We start from the raw sequence: 16336 nt of genomic DNA, 5'->3' as shown, positions 1-16336 counted from the left end.
ATGACCCGCTCCGGGATGACCGTCGAGATCCTCGGCGCCGACCGGCTGCGGACCCAGCTGGAGGAGCTCGGCGAGGACATCATCGCCGCGCTGAAGAAGGCCGTGAAGGAGTCGGCCGAGGCCGTCAAGGCCGACACTCAGCGCGACGTCGCCAAGGACACCCGCAACCTGCACGACAAGGTCGACGTGGCCTACAAGGACGACGACCTGACCGCGCTCGTCGGCTGGCACAACGACACCGAGTTCTACGCCCGGTTCCTGGAGTACGGCACCCGCCGGGTCCAGGCCCGGCCCGCGCTGCGCCCCGCCCTGGAGGCCGAGCGCGGACGGTACAAGGCACGGCTGACCGACGAGGTGCGGAGGGCGCTGAGATGACGACCATCCCGCCGCCCGTCTCCCCGATGCTCCAGATCCAGGGAGCCATCCGGGCGCTGCTCGTCGACGACGACGCGCTGCAGGCGCTCGGCGCCACCGTGTACGACTACCTGCCCGAGGACGTCCCGTACCCGTTCATCGTGATCGGCGAGGCCACCGAGATTCCGGCCAACGCCCACGACCGGTTCGGGTGGGAGACGACCCCGGTCCTGCACGTCTGGGACAAGGCCCGCGGGTACAAGCGGGTGCTGCAGATCGGCGGCCGGCTGACCGCGCTCCTCGACCACCAGGCGCTCGACGTCCCCGGATACGACCACGTCGTCACCCGGTTCGAGTTCGCGCAGCCGCTGACCGACCCCGAGCCGCCGGGCACCATCCGCCACCTCGTCCAGCGCTACCGCGTCGTCACCGCGCAGCCCCGCTGACCCTCTCCTCTCTCGCCCCGGCCCGGCACCGGCCCGGGGCTCACCCCTGTTCCAGAAAGGAAGTGCCCCGATGGCTGCACTCAACAGCACCACCGTGGCCACGGTCGGCGGCCTGGCCGACCTCGACGCGGCCGCCGTCGCCGCGGCCGGAGGCGGCGACACCGCCCCGGTAGGCGAGGGCCTGTTCCTCTACGTCAACAACGCCGGCGGCGCGACCCGCACCGTCACGATCGCCACCCCGGGGACCGTCCACGGCCACGCCATCGCGGACGCCACCCTCGTCATCGCGGCCGCCAAGCGCGGCCTGATCCCGCTCAGCAATGTGTTCCGCGGCGCCACCGGACGGGCCGCGATCACCTACGACGCCGTCACCTCCGTGACCGTCGCCGTCCTCAAGATCGGAGCCTGACCCATGGCAGGTAAGGACGCATTCGGCAGCCAGTTCCTCCGCGACTCCACCGGGTCCGGCTCGTTCGCCGTGGTCGCCAACGTGACCGACATCAGCGGCCCCAGCCGCTCCCGCGAGGCGATCGAGGTCACCGCCCACGACTCCCCCAACAAGTACCGCGAGTTCATCAAGGGCCTGAAGGACGGCGGCGAGGTCGAGATCACCCTCAACTACGACCCGGGCAACGCCTCGCACTCCGCGCTCGACGCCGATTTCGAGGAGGACGAGCTGCGGGACTACCAGGTCGTCATCCTCCCCGGCGACCCCGACGAGCACACGTGGGAGTTCGCCGCCCTGATCACCGCCCTCGGCGACGAGTACCCCACCGAGGGCCAGATGGAGCGCACCGCGACGTTCAAGATCTCCGGCATGCCCACCCTCACCCCGACCGGCTGACAGGAGCCCACCCACCATGACCTCTCTCAAGGACCTGATCCGCAAGGCGAACGACATCCGCCACCAGGACGACGTGGAGATCCCCGAGTGGGCGCCCGGCGCCCGGTTCCGGGTGTGCGGCCTGCCGTCCGGCGACTGGGAGGCCTACCAGAACAGCCTGACGAAGATGACCCGCAAGGACGAGGCGACCGGCGTCGAGATGACGATCAAGAGCCGCAAGGCCGAGATCGTCGCCAAGGCGCTGCGGGACCAGGAGTCGGGCGAGCTCGTGTTCCCCGACCTGCGCGAGGGCATCGCCATCCTGTCCAAGCGCTCTGGCGGAATCGTCAACGGCCTGTTCAACCTGATCCGTCACCTGTCCGACGAGGACCGGGACTTCTCGCAGAAGGTCCAGGCCGCCGAGGGGGATTTCGGCGACGGCCAGAGCTGAGGCTGCAGTACGACCTCAGCGCGGCCTACCGCATCCCCCCTGGCGAGGTCCTGACGCGGTTCACCGAGGAGGAGCTGATCCGCCTCGTCGCGTACCAGAACCTCTACGGGCCCCTCGGGCCCAAGCGGCTGGACATCGTGGCCGCGCGCCTGGGCATGGACGTGGCCGCCCCGCACATGCGCAGGGGCGCCCGCCCCAAGCTGAGCGACCACCTCGTGCAGTGGAGCCGCAACGCCCGCCCGCGCCGGACCGGCCGCGAGCTCCTGGCCGCCGTCAAGGGCATCCACGCAGGCTTCACAGGAAGGAGCGAACGATGACGGTTCTCGACGAGCTCCTCGTCCGGATCGGCATGGACTCCTCCGGTGTCGACGAGGGCGTCCAGGAGACCACCAGTCGCCTCGACGGCCTCGCCGCCCCGGCCGCCGCCGCCGGCCTGGCCGCCGGTGCCGTGTTCGCGGCGGGCATCGCCGGAGCGATGGACATCGCCGAGGCGCAGCACACCCTCAAGGACAGCCTCGGCCTCACCGAGGTCGAGGCCGAGCGGGCGGGCGGCATCGCCGGAGACGTGTTCTCCGACGGGTTCGGCGGCTCCATGGAGGAGGTCGCCTCCGGCCTGTCGACCGTCACCGCCGCGATGGGCAAGCTCGGAGATTTCACGGACGCCGAGCTGCAGGACATGACCAAGTCCGCCCTCGGCCTGGCCCAGACGATGGAGGTCGACGTCGCCGACGCGTCCACCGCGGCGGGGGCCCTGATCAAGCAGGGCCTGGTCGCGGACGGTACCGAGGCGTTCGACGTCCTCACGAAGGCGGCGCAGGTCCTGCCCAAGTCGATGCTGGCCGACGTGCCCGCCATCGTCAGCGAGTACGGCACCCACTTCAAAAGGATCGGCCTCGACGCCAGCACGGCGTTCGGCATGATGTCGCAGTTCGTGAAGGCCGGCGGCAAGGACATCGACCAGGCCGCCGACGTCCTGCACGAGTTCGCGAGGATCACGTCCGAGGAGACGGACCGGGCCAGCGAGGGCTTCAAGGAGCTCGGGCTGGACAGCTCGAAGATGCTGGCCGACATCGGCAAGGGCGGGAAGCCCGCGGCCGACGCGCTGCAGCTCACCCTGGAGAAGCTCCGCGGAGTCGAGGACCCGGCGAAGCGCGCGCAGCTCGGGGTGGCGCTGTTCGGCGACATGGCCGGTGAGGCAGCGGACGCGCTGCTCGCCATGAACCCCGAGACCGCAAAAGCGGCCAGCGGGATGGACCAGGCGGCCGGCGCGTCGAAGAAGATGACCGACTCGATGGAGGCCTCGCCCGCACAGCAGATGGACGCCGCGATGCGGACCCTGCAGACCACGCTCGGCGAGTCCTTCCTGCCCATCCTCAAGTCCGTGTCGTCGTTCATCGGGGAGAACAAGGACGTGATCAAGGAGTGGATGCCGATCATCCTCATCCTGGTCGCCACCCTCGGCCTCATGGCGGCCGCCATCTGGATCGTGAACATCGCGATGCTGGCCAACCCGGTCGGCCTGATCATCGCCGGGGTCGTCGCCCTGATCGCGATCATCGTCGTCCTCGTCATGAAGTGGGACGAGGTGAAGAAGGCGCTCCTGGACTACTGGGAGCAGATCCAGGCCGACGCGATCCGGGTGTGGGACGCGATCGCCGGGTTCTTCATCGACCTCTGGAACAAGACCAAGGAAGACGCGATCCGGGCCTGGGACTCGGTCGTCGACTTCTTCGCCGACGTGTGGCACTGGATCGAGGACACGTTCAACCGGGGCGTCCAGTGGATCAAGGATCTGTGGGCGCGCTGGGACATCCCGGGGATGATCAGCCGCGCGTGGGGCAGCGCCACGACCTGGCTCAGCGACCAGTGGAACTGGATCGTCAGCATGGTCAGCGGCGCCGTGGACCAGATCGGCGGGTTCTTCGGCGGCATGTGGGACGGCATCACCTACGGCCTGAAGACGGCGCTCAACGCAGCGATCTGGATGATCAACCAGGCCATCGAGGGCATCAACTTCCTGATCTCCGGCGCGAACCGGGTCCCCGGGGTGAACATCCCGTTCATCCCGTACATCCCCTTCCTCGCCGAGGGCGGCATCACCACCGGCCCGACGCTGGCGATGATCGGCGAGGGCTCCGAGCAGGAGGCCGTTCTGCCGCTGTCCAAGCTCGAGGCATTGATCAGCGCGCCGACCACGATGGCCGCGCCGTCCACCGGCAAGGTCCAGCCGATCGAGGTGATCGTGACCGCGCGCGCCGACGCGAACGGGTTCCGCGACTTCCTGCAGTACGAGGTGTCCACCACCGCCGGCGGCTCCGTCGCCCGCTACGCCGGAGAGGACTGATCATGGTTTCCCTGCCGCCGCCGCGCACCACCGAGCTCCACTACGACGGTGTCTGGAACCCCGTACGCGTCCGCGAGTCGACCCCGGTCGAGATCACGCGCGGCCTTGCGGGGAAGGGCACCCGCGCCGAGCCCGCCGTCACGGAGCTCACCCTCGGCAACCGGGGCGGCGAGGTGTCCGCCCACGACCCGACCAGCGCGCTGTTCGGCAAGATCGGCCGCAACACCCCGATCCGGCTCAGCGTGGACGCTGGCGGGCCGCACCTGGCCTTCCCGGCGAACGGGGCGCCGCTCGTCTCGACGCCCGACCACGCCTCCCTCGGCGTCGCCGGAGACCTCGACGTCCGTATCGACGTCGCCCCCAACTCCTGGATGGACACCGCCGCCCTCGTCTCCCGGCACCGCGTCGCCGGCAGCCAGGTCCACTACGTGTTCCTCGTCGGGCAGAACCGCATGCTGCAGCTGCTGTGGTCGCCGAGCGGGACGAGCGGCGCGCAGCGGTACGTCACCGCCACCGCCCCCGTCCCGTTCTACGACGGGCAGCGCGTCGTCCTGCGCGCCGTCCTCGACATCAACAACGGGGCGGGCGGCTGCACCGTCAGGTTCAGCTACGCCCGCACGCTCGACTCCGCCCTGTGGCTGCCGATCGGCGACCCCGTCACCCAGGCCGGGACCACGTCCGTGTTCGACGGCACAGCCCCGCTGGACATCGGCGACAGCGACATGTCCCTCACGCCGGACGGGTTCACCGGCCTGAACCGGGTCCAGGGCCGCGTGCACGCCGCGCAGGTCTACGACGGCACCACCCTCAAGGTCGACATGCGGCCCGAGATCCAGGCGGCCCCGGGCGCGGCCCGCTTCACCGACGGCGCGGGCAGGGTGTGGACGCTGTCCGGCAGCGCCACCCTGTCCAACCGGCACGTGCGCCTGGAGGGCGAGGTACCCGCGTGGCCGCCGGAGCGTCACATCTCCGGCAACGACTCGACGGTGACGATCGCTCCGGCCGGGGTCATGCGGCGCCTCGGCATCGGCAAGCGGCCGCTCGACTCGGCCATCCGCCGCTACCTCGCCGCGGCCGGTCCGGTCGAGTGCTGGCCGCTCACCGACGGCGCCGAGGCCACCTCAGGCGCCCCGCTCATCGGCACCACCGCGCTGCAGGTCCTGCCGGGCAGCACCTACGCCTGGGCCGACGGCGAACTCGCCCCGTGGGTGGAGCCGGTGCTGCAGGTCTCGGGCCCGGCGAAGATCGTCGCCTCCGCGCCGTCGTCCGCCCTCATGGCGTCCGAGTGGTCCGTCGACTGGTGTTTCTCGCAGCTCGAATCGCTCGTCCTGGCCTCCGTGTGGGAGCGGCCCGGCTCGGGCCGCACGTGGAACCTCGCCCTGGACCCGGCTCTCGGGACAGTCGAGCTGACCACCGTGGTCCCCGGAGGCGGAGGCGGAACGCTCGGGAGCGTCACCGCCGCCGTGTTCGACGACCGGCCCCACCACGTCCGCGTACGGACCTCCTCGGGCGGCGGCGTCGCCCAGTGGTGGCTGTACATCGACGGCGTCGAGGTCCTGACGAGCGTGGAGCTCCTCGACGCCGGGCCGCCGATGAGCGTCGAGTGGATCTGTGGCCTCGCGGGCGGAATCTTCGACTCGATGTCCCTCGGCTACGTCACGTTGTGGGGCGCTTCGGCGCCGCCCGCCGCCGACGTCTACCGGGCCTTGGTCGGCTACCCCGGAGAGACCGCCGGCGCCCGCGTGAGCAGGGTCGCCGCCGAACAGGGCGTGCCGCTGAGCCTCGACGGCGAGCCTGCCCTGACGACTCCGCTCGGCGTCCAGACCCGGGAGACGTTCCTCGACACCCTGGAGGTCGGCTCCAAGTCGGACATGGGGCTGCTCCTGGAGCGGCGCGACTCCCGCGCGCTGCAGTACCGGGCCCGGCACACCCTCTACTCCCAGACGCCGATCCTGACCCTCGACTACGCCAACGGGGTCATCTCCGGGGAGTTCCGGCCGGTCGACGACGACCGCCTCCCCCGGAACATGGTCACGGCCCGCCGCGAGGGAGGCTCTGAGCACACCGCCGTCGAGGCGAGCGGCCGCCTGTCCGTCCAGGCCCCGCCGCTCGGCATCGGGGAGTACGAGGAGGCCGACACCTACTCGCTGGCCGCCGACGAGCAGGCCACCGGGCAGGCGTGGTGGCGGCTGCACGTCGGCCTGCACGGAGGCCTGCGCTACCCCCGCGTCACCGTCGACCTGGCCCAGCCCCGCGCCCAGGCGCTCGTCAACTCCATCCTCGAAGCGAACGTCGGGGACCTCCTGCGGATTGAGAACCTCCCGCCGGAGTACGGGTTTGGCTACGTGGACCTCCTCATCCGCGGCTACAAGGAGAAGCTCAGCGAGAAGGCCTGGCGGATCACGTTCACGTGCGACCCCGGGGGCCCGTGGAACGTTGGCATCTACGACGACCCCGTACGCGGGAAGTGCGGCGCGGCCTACTCGCAGCTCACCTCCGGCATCAGCTCGACGGCGACGTCGTTCTCCGTCACCACGACGGCCGGCCTCCCCTGGATCACCACCCCCAGCGAGTTCCCCATCGACATCACCATCGGCGGCGAAGAGATGCGCGCCACCTCCATCACCGGCGCGAGCTCGCCGCAGACGTTCAACGTCGTCCGCTCGACCAACGGCGTCGTCAAGACCCACGCCGCCGCGGCCCCGGTCAACGTGGCCCGCCCGGCCGTCTACGCCCTGTAAGGAGGCCCCGTGGTCGCCCCCATCGTCCAGCCCGGACAGACGATCTACTCCGACCCCATCAACGCCCTGGTGCAGCCCCACGTCCAGGCCTCCGTCGGCAGCTTCAACGTCCCGTCCGGAGGATCCACTTACACCGCCGTGGCTTTCACCTCGACCCTCAGCGGCAACACCGCATCCATGTGGTCCGTGAGTCAGCCCACGCGGCTCATCGCCCCGACCGCCGGGGTCTACCTCATCCACGGCGGCGTGATCTGGGCCGCCGCTCTCGGCGCCGCCGATGCCCGCGGGGAGATCCGCGCCAACGGCTCCGGAACCCCGGCACCCGGCACGCGCGTCAGCACCCAGCGCGGCAGCACAGGCAACATGCAGGCCACCGCGACCGGCACCGTCACCCTCGCCGCCGGCGGCTACATCGAGCTCTACCTCAACACGCAGAGCGGTTCGACCATCGCCGCCACCACCACCCTCGGCATCACCCGCATCTCCGCCACCTGACCGGAGGACCTCATGCCCGCCTTCCCCGACTTCGACGCCGCCGGCGTCGCCTACGACCTCCACCTCTGGCACCCCGAGTGGGGCTCGGTCCACGTGTCGGTCGGCACCCCGAGCTATCCCCCCGCGAACATCTTCGACAACGAGGGCGTCGAGCTGCTCGTCCGCCAGTTCGCGCAGGACCTCCTGGCCCCGATCGGCGGAGAGAAGATCCTCGAGGTCGTCCGCCTGCAGACCCAGGCCCAGACGTGGACGCCCCCGCCGCCGGAGCCGACCAACCCCTGACCCCGCCCCGTACCCGCACGCCCCGCGCCGATCCGGCCCGGGGCTCCGTCATGTCTGGAGGCCCCTCATGGCCAAGACCGGCCCACAGCGCTACCCCGGCGCGTCCACCGCGTACTGGTACGGCGACCGGTACGACGGCGCCGCGATGGAGATCAACGCCGTCGTCTGGCACACCACCGAAGGCACCACCCTCCCCACCTACGGCGGAGGTGCCGCCGCCCCGACGCTCACCGCCGTCCCCGACTTCGCCGCCAAGAAGCTCCGCTGGTACCAGCACTTCGACATCGAGCAGTCCGCCCGCGCGCTCGTCGACCGGGCCGGCGGCATCACGACCAACCGGAACAACCTCGCGCAGGTCGAGCTCGTCGGCACGTGCGACCCGGCCACCCACCGGCGCTGGACGGCCGAGGGACGCCAGCACATCTACTGGCCCGAGGCCCCCGAGTGGGCGCTGCGCGAGGTCGCCGCGTTCGTGCGCTGGCTCCACCAGAACCACGGCGTGCCGATGACGTCGACCGTGACCTGGCGGGCCTACCCGGGCAGCTACGGCCAGAGCGCCCCGCAGCGGCTCTCCGCCACCGCCTTCAACGTCTACACCGGCCACCTCGGCCACCAGCACGTCCCCGAGGGCAACAACCACGGGGACCCCGGCAACTTCGACATGGCGCGCGTGCTGCGGTACGCCGCCGGGACCCCCGAGGAGGACCCCCACATGGCCCTGTCCAAGAGCGACGTCGCACAGGCGGTGCTGGCGTACCGCGAGAAGACGGCCGACGCCGAGAGCCAGAAGAAGGGCCGCCGGATCCCGGACGTCTACGGCTACATCGTCGGCACCTACACCACCGTCCAGACCATCGCGGCCGACCTGAAGAAGGTCGTCGCCCTGCTCACCGCCCAGAAGGAGAAGTGATCATGTCCGACGCCGACAAGCGCACCCTACGCACCATCCTCCAGACCGCCCTCGGCATCGCCGTCATCCTGCCCGCCATCGTCAACGCGGCCGGGATCCCCCAGGCCCTGCCCTGGGTCGCCGGCGCCCTCGCCGTCGCGGGAGGCCTCACCCGCGTGATGGCCCTCCCCGGCGTCCAGCGGCTGCTCCCCGGCTGGCTCCGCACCGACCAGCCCCCGCACCTGACCCTCCCGCCCCGCCAGTAACACCAGCCCCACACGACCGGAGGTCACCGCGTGGACACTGCGACGCTCGGAGCACTCGGGACCATCCTGGTCGGCGTCGCGGTGGCCGGCGCATCCCTCGTCGGTCACCGCAGCCAGTCCCGCTCAGCGCGCGACGGCCAGGTCCTCGGCGGCTACTCCACCCTCGTCGACAACCTCCAGGAGGAGCGCGACAAGCTCCTCGCGCAGCTGACCGACAAGACGACGGAGCTCGCGGCGGCGTACGCCGAACTGGCTCGCGAGCGTGCCGACACCTCAGCCCTGCAACGCCAGATCGCAGAACTCACCACCGAACGCGACGGCCTACGCGAGCGCCTCGCCGAGCTGGAAGGACGCCCCGCGTGACGCCGACGCACCGCCATCCCACCGCCCTGCGCCGCACCCTCGCTCACCGCTGGCGCGCCCTCGCGCTCACCGCCGTCCTGCTCGTTCTGTCCGGCGCCGTCGTCCTGGTGTGGATGCGGATCACCCATGAGACCGCGGCGCGCGAGGAGGCCATCACCGAGGCGAACCTGCGCGGTGACGCGGCATCCACGTTGGCCGGCGACGTCCGCGTCCTGCGCGCCCAGGTCGAGGCGCTCGGCGAGGCCCCGGCCGCGCCCGACCCGGAGGAGGCCGTTGAGGACCTACCGCAGCGCACCACCGTCCCCGTCCCGATCCCCGGGCCCGCCGGCTCCCCTGGAGTCAAGGGCGACCCCGGGGAGCCCGGAGCCACCGGAGCCACCGGGCCCCCGGGTGTCCAGGGCGAGCCAGGCCCCGCCATCACCGGTCCGCCCGGGCCGACCGGACCCGCCGGACCGGCCATCACGGGCCCGGCAGGACCCACCGGGCCGCCCGGCCCTGCAGGGCCCGCCGGGCCGCCGGGGCAGGACGGCGCCGACGGCCGGGACGGCGCCGACGGCACGACCGGCCAGCCCTGCCCCGACGGCTACACGCTGCAGCCGCTCAACGGCGACCCGAACACCCTCGCCTGCCAACGCCCGGCCGCACCCACACCCACCCCGAGCCCGCTCAAGCGCGCCGAGGCCACCGCCCTGGACCCGACCCGCCGCCAGTACCCGTGAACATCGCCCCCTCCGCCGAAGCGGAGGGGGCGATGTCCTCGTTCACCTCAAGCCGCGCCAGGCGTCTGCGCGTCCGGCAGGGTCTCTATCGCGTTGAGGACTAGGGCGCGCGCGGCCGCGCCGTACACGGCCATGCTGCGCAGCTGCTCGAACGCTGCCTCGTACAGCGCGACCTCGGTGGGCTGGGTGATGTTCACCTCGGCAGAGAGCAGCTCGACGGAGGCGAGGGCGTCGTCGTACAGGTGGAACACCTCCTGCGGCCACAGCGTCCGGCCGGGGGTGTTCATGGGAATGATGCCGAGGGAGACGGCAGGGAGGGCGCCGGCGGTGAGGAGGTGGCCGAGCTGGGCGGCCATGTCGTCGCCGCTGCCGAGCTGGTACCTCAGGGCGCTCTCCTCGATGACGACGACGAAGCGGCGGCCGGCCTGGTGGATGATCCGGGACCGTTCGACCCGGGCGGCGGCGGCCTCGGCGGAGTCGTCCGGGATGCCGAGCAACCGCGCGTTGCTGGAGAGCAGAGCGCGGATGTAGCCCTCGGTCTGGAGGATGCCGGGGACGAGGGTGGGCGAGTACACCCGGAAGGTCCTGGTGGCCTGGTAGAGACTCGTGTAGCTGGTCTGGAGCTGGCGGAGGCCGTTGCGGGCCCGCGTGCGCCACTCCTGGTACATGGTTTCGGCGTCACGGGAAAGCGCGACGAGGTCGGCGGCCTGGCCGTCGGCGCCGCAGGCCCGGCACCAGGCGACGATATCGGGGCTGGACGGCGGCGTCTTGGCAGTCTGGATCCGGGAGACCTTCGAGTGGCTCCACCCGCACCGGGTGGCGAGCTCGGTGATCGTCAGCCCCGCGTCCTCGCGCAGCTCACGCAGGTGGCGCGCAACACCCGCGCGGGCGGCCTGCGCCGAGGACGACGGGGAGACGGACATGATGAGCTCCTGCTATCGGATCTTGTACTCGGCGTGCGGGACAGCACGCTTCCACACTGCCTCAACGGCGTCGGCGTACGCCCTCACGAGGTCGGGCTCCGTACGCAGCTCCATCGGCACATCGGCCCACTCGCCGGTCCCGGTGAAGTGGTTGAGAAGAAGCCTCTGCTCGTCGAAGATCCACCCGTCCACCACCGGCAGGAGGAGGCCGACGGCCTGGTCCCGGGGGAGCCACCGCACCTCCTCGCCCGCGGCCACGTTCACTGCCGTGCCGGCGTGCTCGTACCGGATGTAGTCGCTCACCGGCTCCGACACGATCCGGACCCGCCGAATGGCCACGCCGCGAGCGGTCGCGGCCCGCACCATCTCGGCCCAGGGCGCCCAGTACGCGGAGGCCGGGTTGACGTCGCGCTCGCCGGTCTCGCGCCAGCGCCGGTAGTCGGCGGCCTCGTCCGGAACGGTGTAGACGTCCCGGAGCTCCAGGTGGATAGCCGACCGCCGGGCGCCGGCGAGCAGTTCATCGAACCGCGGCGGCTCGTTCTGCGGCATCGCAGGCCTCCCTCAGAATCGGGACCATGTGGGCAGGGATCCGTACAACCGTCTCCCCTTCGGGGACCACCTTGTCGTGGCCGGGCGCGTTCTTCTCCACGCACTCGGCGCGGGTTGCCTCGTCGGCGATGTAGCTCTGGAGCACGATGTCTCCGGCCTCCTCGTCGACCCAGGCCGTCGGGCTCCCCGTCTGCCCGGACTCCGGGTCTACGCCGATGAACTGTAGGGACATGCTCGTCTCCGTCTGTAGGAGTGTGCACTGATGTGCACCAACGTGCCGCTGCCGAGTAGTTCGGTCAAGGGTACGAACACGCCAGAGCAGCAGGTCGGCTGAATCCGTGCACAGCCGTGCACAACGCTGGTGTGCACGCACATCCGGTCCCTAGCGTCGTGCCTCGTCCCCGCTGACCGGCCGACGGGAGCCACAGCATGATGACGATCAAGGTGTACCGAGTACGCCCGGACGGGACGACCCAGGCCGTCTCACACGAGCAGATCTCGCGGCCGACCGAGATCCCCGCCACCAGCTCATTCGACCCGTGCGGATGCCCTCGCCACCGCCACGGCTGGTGCGACTTTCACAAGGGATCGTCGAGGACGTCCGTCCTGGTCGACGAGCACCGCCGCGCCTGCGCCCCATGCCGCGAGCAGCGCGGCCTCACACCTGCGGCCCGGCCATGAGTAGCCAGGGCGGAAGCGTGATTTCTGGCTACTGCCGCGGGCGGGCGCACCACACGTGCCAGCCCGGCCCCGTCGTGACCTGCTACGGCGATGTCGCGCTCGTCATCCGCTGCGACTGCTCCTGCCACAAGAAGCGAAGGCGAACAAGCCAGCCCACCAGATCTGGAGGCACCACCCAGTGAGTACGACCACCATCCCGAAGATCAAGAACCCCAGGGATCTCATCACCCCCGCCGCGTTCGAGGGAGTGGCCGCGACCGTTGTCGACAACAACGCCGGCATGGCTCTGACGGACGCCGAAAGGATCGTCGAGGAGGCACTGAAGTTCGTCGCCACCGGCGCCCGGCAGCCCGGGGGGATGCGCCCCTCGCGCACCGTCGACGAGGGCTGGCACGCGCTGATCCTGCACACGCAGGTCTACGCGCGCCTGTGCAGCGACCTGGGCCACTTCGTCCACCACGTGCCCGAGCGTCCCGACCCGACCCGCCACGACCCGACCGCCCTGGAGGGCACCCAGGCCCGGATCGAGCAGGCCGGCTACGCCGTCGACCGCACCCTCTGGCTCGGCCCGTCCAACGGCAGCGTGCCCGTCGCGGCGTCTTGCGAGCACACCAGCTGCGGCGACGCCAACTGTGAGCTGACCTGCCGCACCGACCACCCCAACTAGATAGGCTGACCGGCCATGAGCGCCCAGTGGCAGGCCCCCGAGTACGGGTCCCTCATCGAGCACCTGGCCCAGTTGCGGCAGAGTCGCCAGTACCTGGGTACCCGTCGAGGGCCTGGCCGGTGCGGTAGTTGCCGCGGTGGTCGGCGCGTCGTCCTCGTCGGCGAGGGCCGCCAGGTCCTCTACAGCGAGGCGTGTCTCGGCTGCGAGGGCAACGGCACGGCGGCGGGGGTTACTGCACCAGCTCCGTAAGCGGGGCGCCGGTTGCGCGCGCGATCAGGAGCAGGGCTCCGAGACTGGGATCAGAGATTCCATGCTCAATACGGTGGATCGTTTTGTGATCAAGGCCCACCAGAGTGCCGAGTGCGACCTGCGAGAGGTCGGCATGCAGACGGGCGTCTCGGATTCGGGCACCGATCTGCACGCGTCGGGTGAGCACCCAGGCGGGCTGTTCGGCGGGCATCCGTCAAACGTCGGTCGTTCATGATCCATTTGTCTTTACCCCTCTGGGTAAATTTCGTGATCAAGGGTAGGGTCCGACCTCATCCGGAACGCGAAATTCCAGGCTGGCCCTCCCGTGCCCCCAGGCTCAGGGAGTGGTCAGGTCGAGCCCCCTACGCCGCGGCGTAGGGGGCTCGGTCATGTCCTGGGCGCGCTGCCTAGGTCTGGCGATAGTGTTGATGTTTGCCAGGGGTTGAGGTCACTTAACCTCGACCAAGCACCAATACTTTGGGGAGGGACAGCATGGCCCCCAGCTCAGACCGGCTGCCGACACGGGCCGGTATCTACTGTCGGCTTTCGTACGCACCGGATGGCAGCCTGGAGAAGGTCGAACGGCAGGAGGCCGACTGCCGCGAGCTCGCGCGACGGCTCGGGTGGCCGGTGTCGGAGGCGCATGTCTTCCCCGACAACAGTCGCTCGGCGTGGCAGAAGAACCGGAAGCGCCCGCAGTGGGACCGGATGCTGTCCTCGATCGAGGCCGGCGAGATCGACGCCGTGATCGTCTACCACGGCGACCGGCTGATCCGGCAGCCGTACGACCTGGAGAAGCTCATCGGCATCGCCGAGAGCAAGGGGATCCGGGTGGCCTCTCCCTCCGGCACCCGCAACCTCGACTCGCCCGATGACAGGTTCATTCTGCGCATCGAGGCGGCGCAGGCCTGCCGCGAGTCCGACAATACGTCCCGCCGCGTGCTGCGCGGGCACGCCAGTCGGCGCGCGAAGGGGCTCACGACCGTGGGAGGCCGCCGGCCCTTCGCCTTCGGCGTCCAGGTCGGCACGAAGATGCGGCCGGACCGGGAGACCGGAGAGGATGTGGAGGTTCCCGTCTTCGACCTGACCCGGCACTGTGAGGCCGAGGCCGAGGGGGCCAGAGGGGCAGCTGACTACCTCCTGGCGAGCCGGAACCAGTCCGCGACCGTCCGGTGGATCAACGAGCGACACACGACCACCGAGGGCAACCCGTTCAACGCGAAGAGCCTGAGGAACGTACTGACGGCACCCCGCATCGCTGGGCTCATCGAACACGAGGGGGAGCTCTACAAGGCTGCGTGGCCGCCAGTGCTCCCTCGGGACGTCTGGGAGGCCGTACGGGCCTACTACCAGGCTTCGGCCTCCGTAACGCCGTACTACGGCAGCGAGCGCACGAACTTGCTCTCGGGGGTCGGCGGGGCGGAGTGTGGTCCGTGCAGCGAGGACCAGGCTCAGTCCGGAGTGAAGGAGGTCAAGCCCAGCTTCCTCCGTACGAAGCCGAGCGGCGGCCGGAACCGGAAGCATGTTCGGCTCTACTACTGCCCCGTGTGCCGGCGGGTTGGGCGGAACCAGGCCCTGCTCGACGGTTACGTCGAGGGCCGCGCCGTGGCACTGCTGAACGACCCGCGGTTCCTCACCGAGCTCAGCACCGCGCCGGACCACCCGGACCTGACGGCCGAGCTCCTCCAGCTGGAGGAGCGCAAGGCGACGCTGACGCATCAGGTGGAGAACATGGCGCAGTTCCCGAACGTGCGCCCCGAGCTCGCGTTCGCGGCGCTGGCTTCGTTTGACGCGGAGATCGCGAGGATCCGGTCTCAGATCGCCGCCACGGCCGAGCAGCGGCTACTGGCTCGCGTGGCCGGCGTCACCCTGGAACGGTGGAAGGCCCTGCCCGTGGACGTGCGGTCCGCGACCGTGCGGGCGTTGTTCCGGGTGGTGGTCCTGCCGACTCAGCAGAGGGGCCCCGGGTTCGACACGAGCAGCGTCCGAATCGAACGGAAGCGTTCGAAGCGCTCGTAGCGAAGAGGGCCGGGCCGCGTGGCCCGGCCCTCTTCGCTAGCTCGCGGTGACCCAGGTCTGACGCCAGAGGCCGTCGCCGACGATCCGTGCGAGGTAACGATTCATCTCGCGACAGAGCCGCTCGGTCGCGTCGTCCTTGTGGATGAGCCAGGTGAAGCGGGAGGGCCCCTCCAGGGGGGCACAGGGGAGGGAGCCGGGCAGGGGGCGTCGCTCCCAGCGGGCATCGGCAACGCCGAGCCCCTCGGCCGGTTGTTCGAATCTCTGGGGGTCGGTGATGGGGGTCTGCTCCCATCGCCTCTCGGCGAGGAGGGCGCGATGGAAAATGTTCAGCTCTACGCACAACCTTTCCGTGGCTTCGCTGGTCAGAATCTCCACAACCGCCAGACCCGGCGTTTCCCTGATGCGACATACCTTGCCCAGGGGCAGCGTCGAGCCAGACACGAGCTCGTAGCGCGCTTCTGTCACCTCTTGCATACGTGGCACACCCCCACAGGAGCCGACACATATCGCATGTATGTTCGAATCATGCGGCGTATCGGAGCTTACGGTTCCGCCCCCAGGCAGGCCCCCATAATGCACCGCATATGCCGCACGGACTAGCGGTTACTCGAAAGTCACCGAGAGTCAGTCAGTCTGGGACCCCATCCGGCTCCAGTCCTCAGCGATCTTCCGCAGCTTCAACCGGTCCTCGGGACTCAGCGTCTCGTAATGCCGCAGCATGAGGAGCGTGTCACCGTCCAGGGTCTCGCCCTCGACGCGCACCGAGTCGATGCCGTGAAACTGGGCGCGGCTGGCGTCCTGGACCAGCCGTACCGGGAGCCCGAGGCCGGCCGCGAGCCCGCGCAACCGCTCAGGCCCGGGCGTCTTCACGGGCTTGCCGTTGATCAGGTTCTCCAGCGTGCCGCGGGTCCACTGGGGCCCCTCGTCCGGACGCTCCGGGTCAACAGTGCGGCTGGCTAGCGTCCGGTAGCTCACTGCCAGCTTGTCCTTCTGGGACGCCACCAGATCTGCCAGATCTCTTCGTGCCGTTCCTTCGGGCATGACCATCCTCATCTCAGGCCGCGTGGGCTCAGTG

At 70.3% G+C, this 16336-nt stretch carries 23 protein-coding genes; 17 read left to right on the top strand and 6 right to left on the bottom strand.

Annotation, left to right across the window (positions count from 1 at the left end):
- The 14 genes from ACRRSS_RS00940 (at window position 1) to ACRRSS_RS00875 (ending at window position 10173) form a co-directional block, all read left to right on the top strand.
- Entirely contained in the window at window positions 1-375 is a 375-nt protein-coding gene (locus tag ACRRSS_RS00940; RefSeq protein WP_435969308.1) for an HK97-gp10 family putative phage morphogenesis protein, read from the top strand.
- Entirely contained in the window at window positions 372-800 is a 429-nt protein-coding gene (locus tag ACRRSS_RS00935) for a DUF3168 domain-containing protein (protein WP_435969307.1), read from the top strand. The genes ACRRSS_RS00940 and ACRRSS_RS00935 overlap by 4 nt, the downstream gene beginning before the upstream one ends.
- Window positions 801-870: 70 nt before the next feature.
- A complete protein-coding gene (locus ACRRSS_RS00930) occupies window positions 871-1209 on the top strand; it encodes a hypothetical protein (RefSeq protein WP_435969306.1) in 339 nt (112 codons plus the stop codon).
- A 3-nt stretch (window positions 1210-1212) separates the two neighbouring features.
- Window positions 1213-1644, top strand: coding sequence for a phage tail tube protein (locus ACRRSS_RS00925; RefSeq protein WP_435969305.1), 432 nt, complete (start codon window positions 1213-1215; stop codon window positions 1642-1644).
- A gap of 16 nt (window positions 1645-1660) precedes the next feature.
- The gene (locus ACRRSS_RS00920; RefSeq protein WP_435969304.1) at window positions 1661-2074 is read left to right on the top strand and encodes a hypothetical protein; all 414 of its coding nucleotides are present in this window, start codon (window positions 1661-1663) and stop codon (window positions 2072-2074) included.
- Window positions 2071-2391 (top strand): phage tail assembly protein T, encoded by a 321-nt coding sequence (locus ACRRSS_RS00915; RefSeq protein ID WP_435975218.1) that lies wholly within the window; start codon window positions 2071-2073, stop codon window positions 2389-2391. Before ACRRSS_RS00920 ends, ACRRSS_RS00915 begins: the two co-directional genes overlap by 4 nt.
- Window positions 2388-4418, top strand: a complete 2031-nt coding sequence (locus ACRRSS_RS00910) for a phage tail tape measure protein (protein WP_435969303.1) — start codon at window positions 2388-2390, stop codon at window positions 4416-4418. The genes ACRRSS_RS00915 and ACRRSS_RS00910 overlap by 4 nt, the downstream gene beginning before the upstream one ends.
- A gap of 2 nt (window positions 4419-4420) precedes the next feature.
- Entirely contained in the window at window positions 4421-7159 is a 2739-nt protein-coding gene (locus ACRRSS_RS00905; protein ID WP_435969302.1) for a hypothetical protein, read from the top strand.
- Between the two features lie 9 nt (window positions 7160-7168).
- Window positions 7169-7654 (top strand): hypothetical protein, encoded by a 486-nt coding sequence (locus ACRRSS_RS00900; protein ID WP_435969301.1) that lies wholly within the window; start codon window positions 7169-7171, stop codon window positions 7652-7654.
- Between the two features lie 12 nt (window positions 7655-7666).
- The gene (locus ACRRSS_RS00895; protein ID WP_435969300.1) at window positions 7667-7936 is read left to right on the top strand and encodes a hypothetical protein; all 270 of its coding nucleotides are present in this window, start codon (window positions 7667-7669) and stop codon (window positions 7934-7936) included.
- Window positions 7937-8003: 67 nt separating this feature from the next.
- Window positions 8004-8846, top strand: a complete 843-nt coding sequence (locus ACRRSS_RS00890) for a hypothetical protein (RefSeq protein WP_435969299.1) — start codon at window positions 8004-8006, stop codon at window positions 8844-8846.
- A gap of 2 nt (window positions 8847-8848) precedes the next feature.
- A complete protein-coding gene (locus ACRRSS_RS00885; RefSeq protein ID WP_435969298.1) occupies window positions 8849-9091 on the top strand; it encodes a hypothetical protein in 243 nt (80 codons plus the stop codon).
- Window positions 9092-9121: 30 nt separating this feature from the next.
- Window positions 9122-9454, top strand: coding sequence for a hypothetical protein (locus ACRRSS_RS00880; RefSeq protein WP_435969297.1), 333 nt, complete (start codon window positions 9122-9124; stop codon window positions 9452-9454).
- Window positions 9451-10173, top strand: a complete 723-nt coding sequence (locus ACRRSS_RS00875) for a collagen-like protein (RefSeq protein WP_435969296.1) — start codon at window positions 9451-9453, stop codon at window positions 10171-10173. Before ACRRSS_RS00880 ends, ACRRSS_RS00875 begins: the two co-directional genes overlap by 4 nt.
- 47 nt (window positions 10174-10220) lie before the next feature.
- Here ACRRSS_RS00875 and ACRRSS_RS00870 read toward each other — a convergent pair whose 3' ends face one another.
- From ACRRSS_RS00870 to ACRRSS_RS00860, 3 genes are read right to left on the bottom strand one after another with little or no spacing between them, the layout of a single operon-like run.
- A complete protein-coding gene (locus ACRRSS_RS00870) occupies window positions 10221-11096 on the bottom strand; it encodes a helix-turn-helix domain-containing protein (RefSeq protein ID WP_435969295.1) in 876 nt (291 codons plus the stop codon).
- Between the two features lie 12 nt (window positions 11097-11108).
- Entirely contained in the window at window positions 11109-11645 is a 537-nt protein-coding gene (locus tag ACRRSS_RS00865) for a DUF6879 family protein (protein ID WP_435969294.1), read from the bottom strand.
- A complete protein-coding gene (locus ACRRSS_RS00860; RefSeq protein WP_435969293.1) occupies window positions 11614-11877 on the bottom strand; it encodes a hypothetical protein in 264 nt (87 codons plus the stop codon). The genes ACRRSS_RS00865 and ACRRSS_RS00860 overlap by 32 nt, the downstream gene beginning before the upstream one ends.
- Window positions 11878-12504: 627 nt before the next feature.
- Here ACRRSS_RS00860 and ACRRSS_RS00855 point away from each other — a divergent pair.
- A complete protein-coding gene (locus ACRRSS_RS00855) occupies window positions 12505-12993 on the top strand; it encodes a glycine-rich domain-containing protein (protein WP_435969292.1) in 489 nt (162 codons plus the stop codon).
- 15 nt (window positions 12994-13008) lie between these two features.
- The gene (locus ACRRSS_RS00850) at window positions 13009-13242 is read left to right on the top strand and encodes a hypothetical protein (protein WP_435969291.1); all 234 of its coding nucleotides are present in this window, start codon (window positions 13009-13011) and stop codon (window positions 13240-13242) included.
- Here ACRRSS_RS00850 and ACRRSS_RS00845 read toward each other — a convergent pair.
- Window positions 13223-13453, bottom strand: a complete 231-nt coding sequence (locus ACRRSS_RS00845) for a helix-turn-helix transcriptional regulator (protein WP_435969290.1) — start codon at window positions 13451-13453, stop codon at window positions 13223-13225. The genes ACRRSS_RS00850 and ACRRSS_RS00845 overlap by 20 nt on opposite strands.
- Window positions 13454-13734: 281 nt before the next feature.
- Here ACRRSS_RS00845 and ACRRSS_RS00840 point away from each other — a divergent pair, with 281 nt between their 5' ends.
- Entirely contained in the window at window positions 13735-15261 is a 1527-nt protein-coding gene (locus tag ACRRSS_RS00840; RefSeq protein ID WP_435969346.1) for a recombinase family protein, read from the top strand.
- Window positions 15262-15297: 36 nt separating this feature from the next.
- On the opposite strand, the gene ACRRSS_RS00835 is transcribed toward ACRRSS_RS00840, so the two are convergent.
- Window positions 15298-15735, bottom strand: a complete 438-nt coding sequence (locus tag ACRRSS_RS00835; protein ID WP_435969345.1) for a hypothetical protein — start codon at window positions 15733-15735, stop codon at window positions 15298-15300.
- A 150-nt stretch (window positions 15736-15885) separates the two neighbouring features.
- Window positions 15886-16302: a hypothetical protein gene (locus ACRRSS_RS00830; RefSeq protein WP_435969344.1), complete on the bottom strand. Its 417-nt coding sequence runs from the start codon at window positions 16300-16302 to the stop codon at window positions 15886-15888.
- Window positions 16303-16336 lie beyond the last annotated feature (34 nt).

It is taken from the genome of Streptomyces sp. Qhu_M48, from assembly GCF_051305195.1.
Classification (GTDB): Bacteria; Actinomycetota; Actinomycetes; order Streptomycetales; family Streptomycetaceae; genus Streptomyces.
The sequence above is the reverse complement of the archived record's forward strand: the minus strand, read 5'-3'. Positions and strand labels throughout refer to the sequence as shown.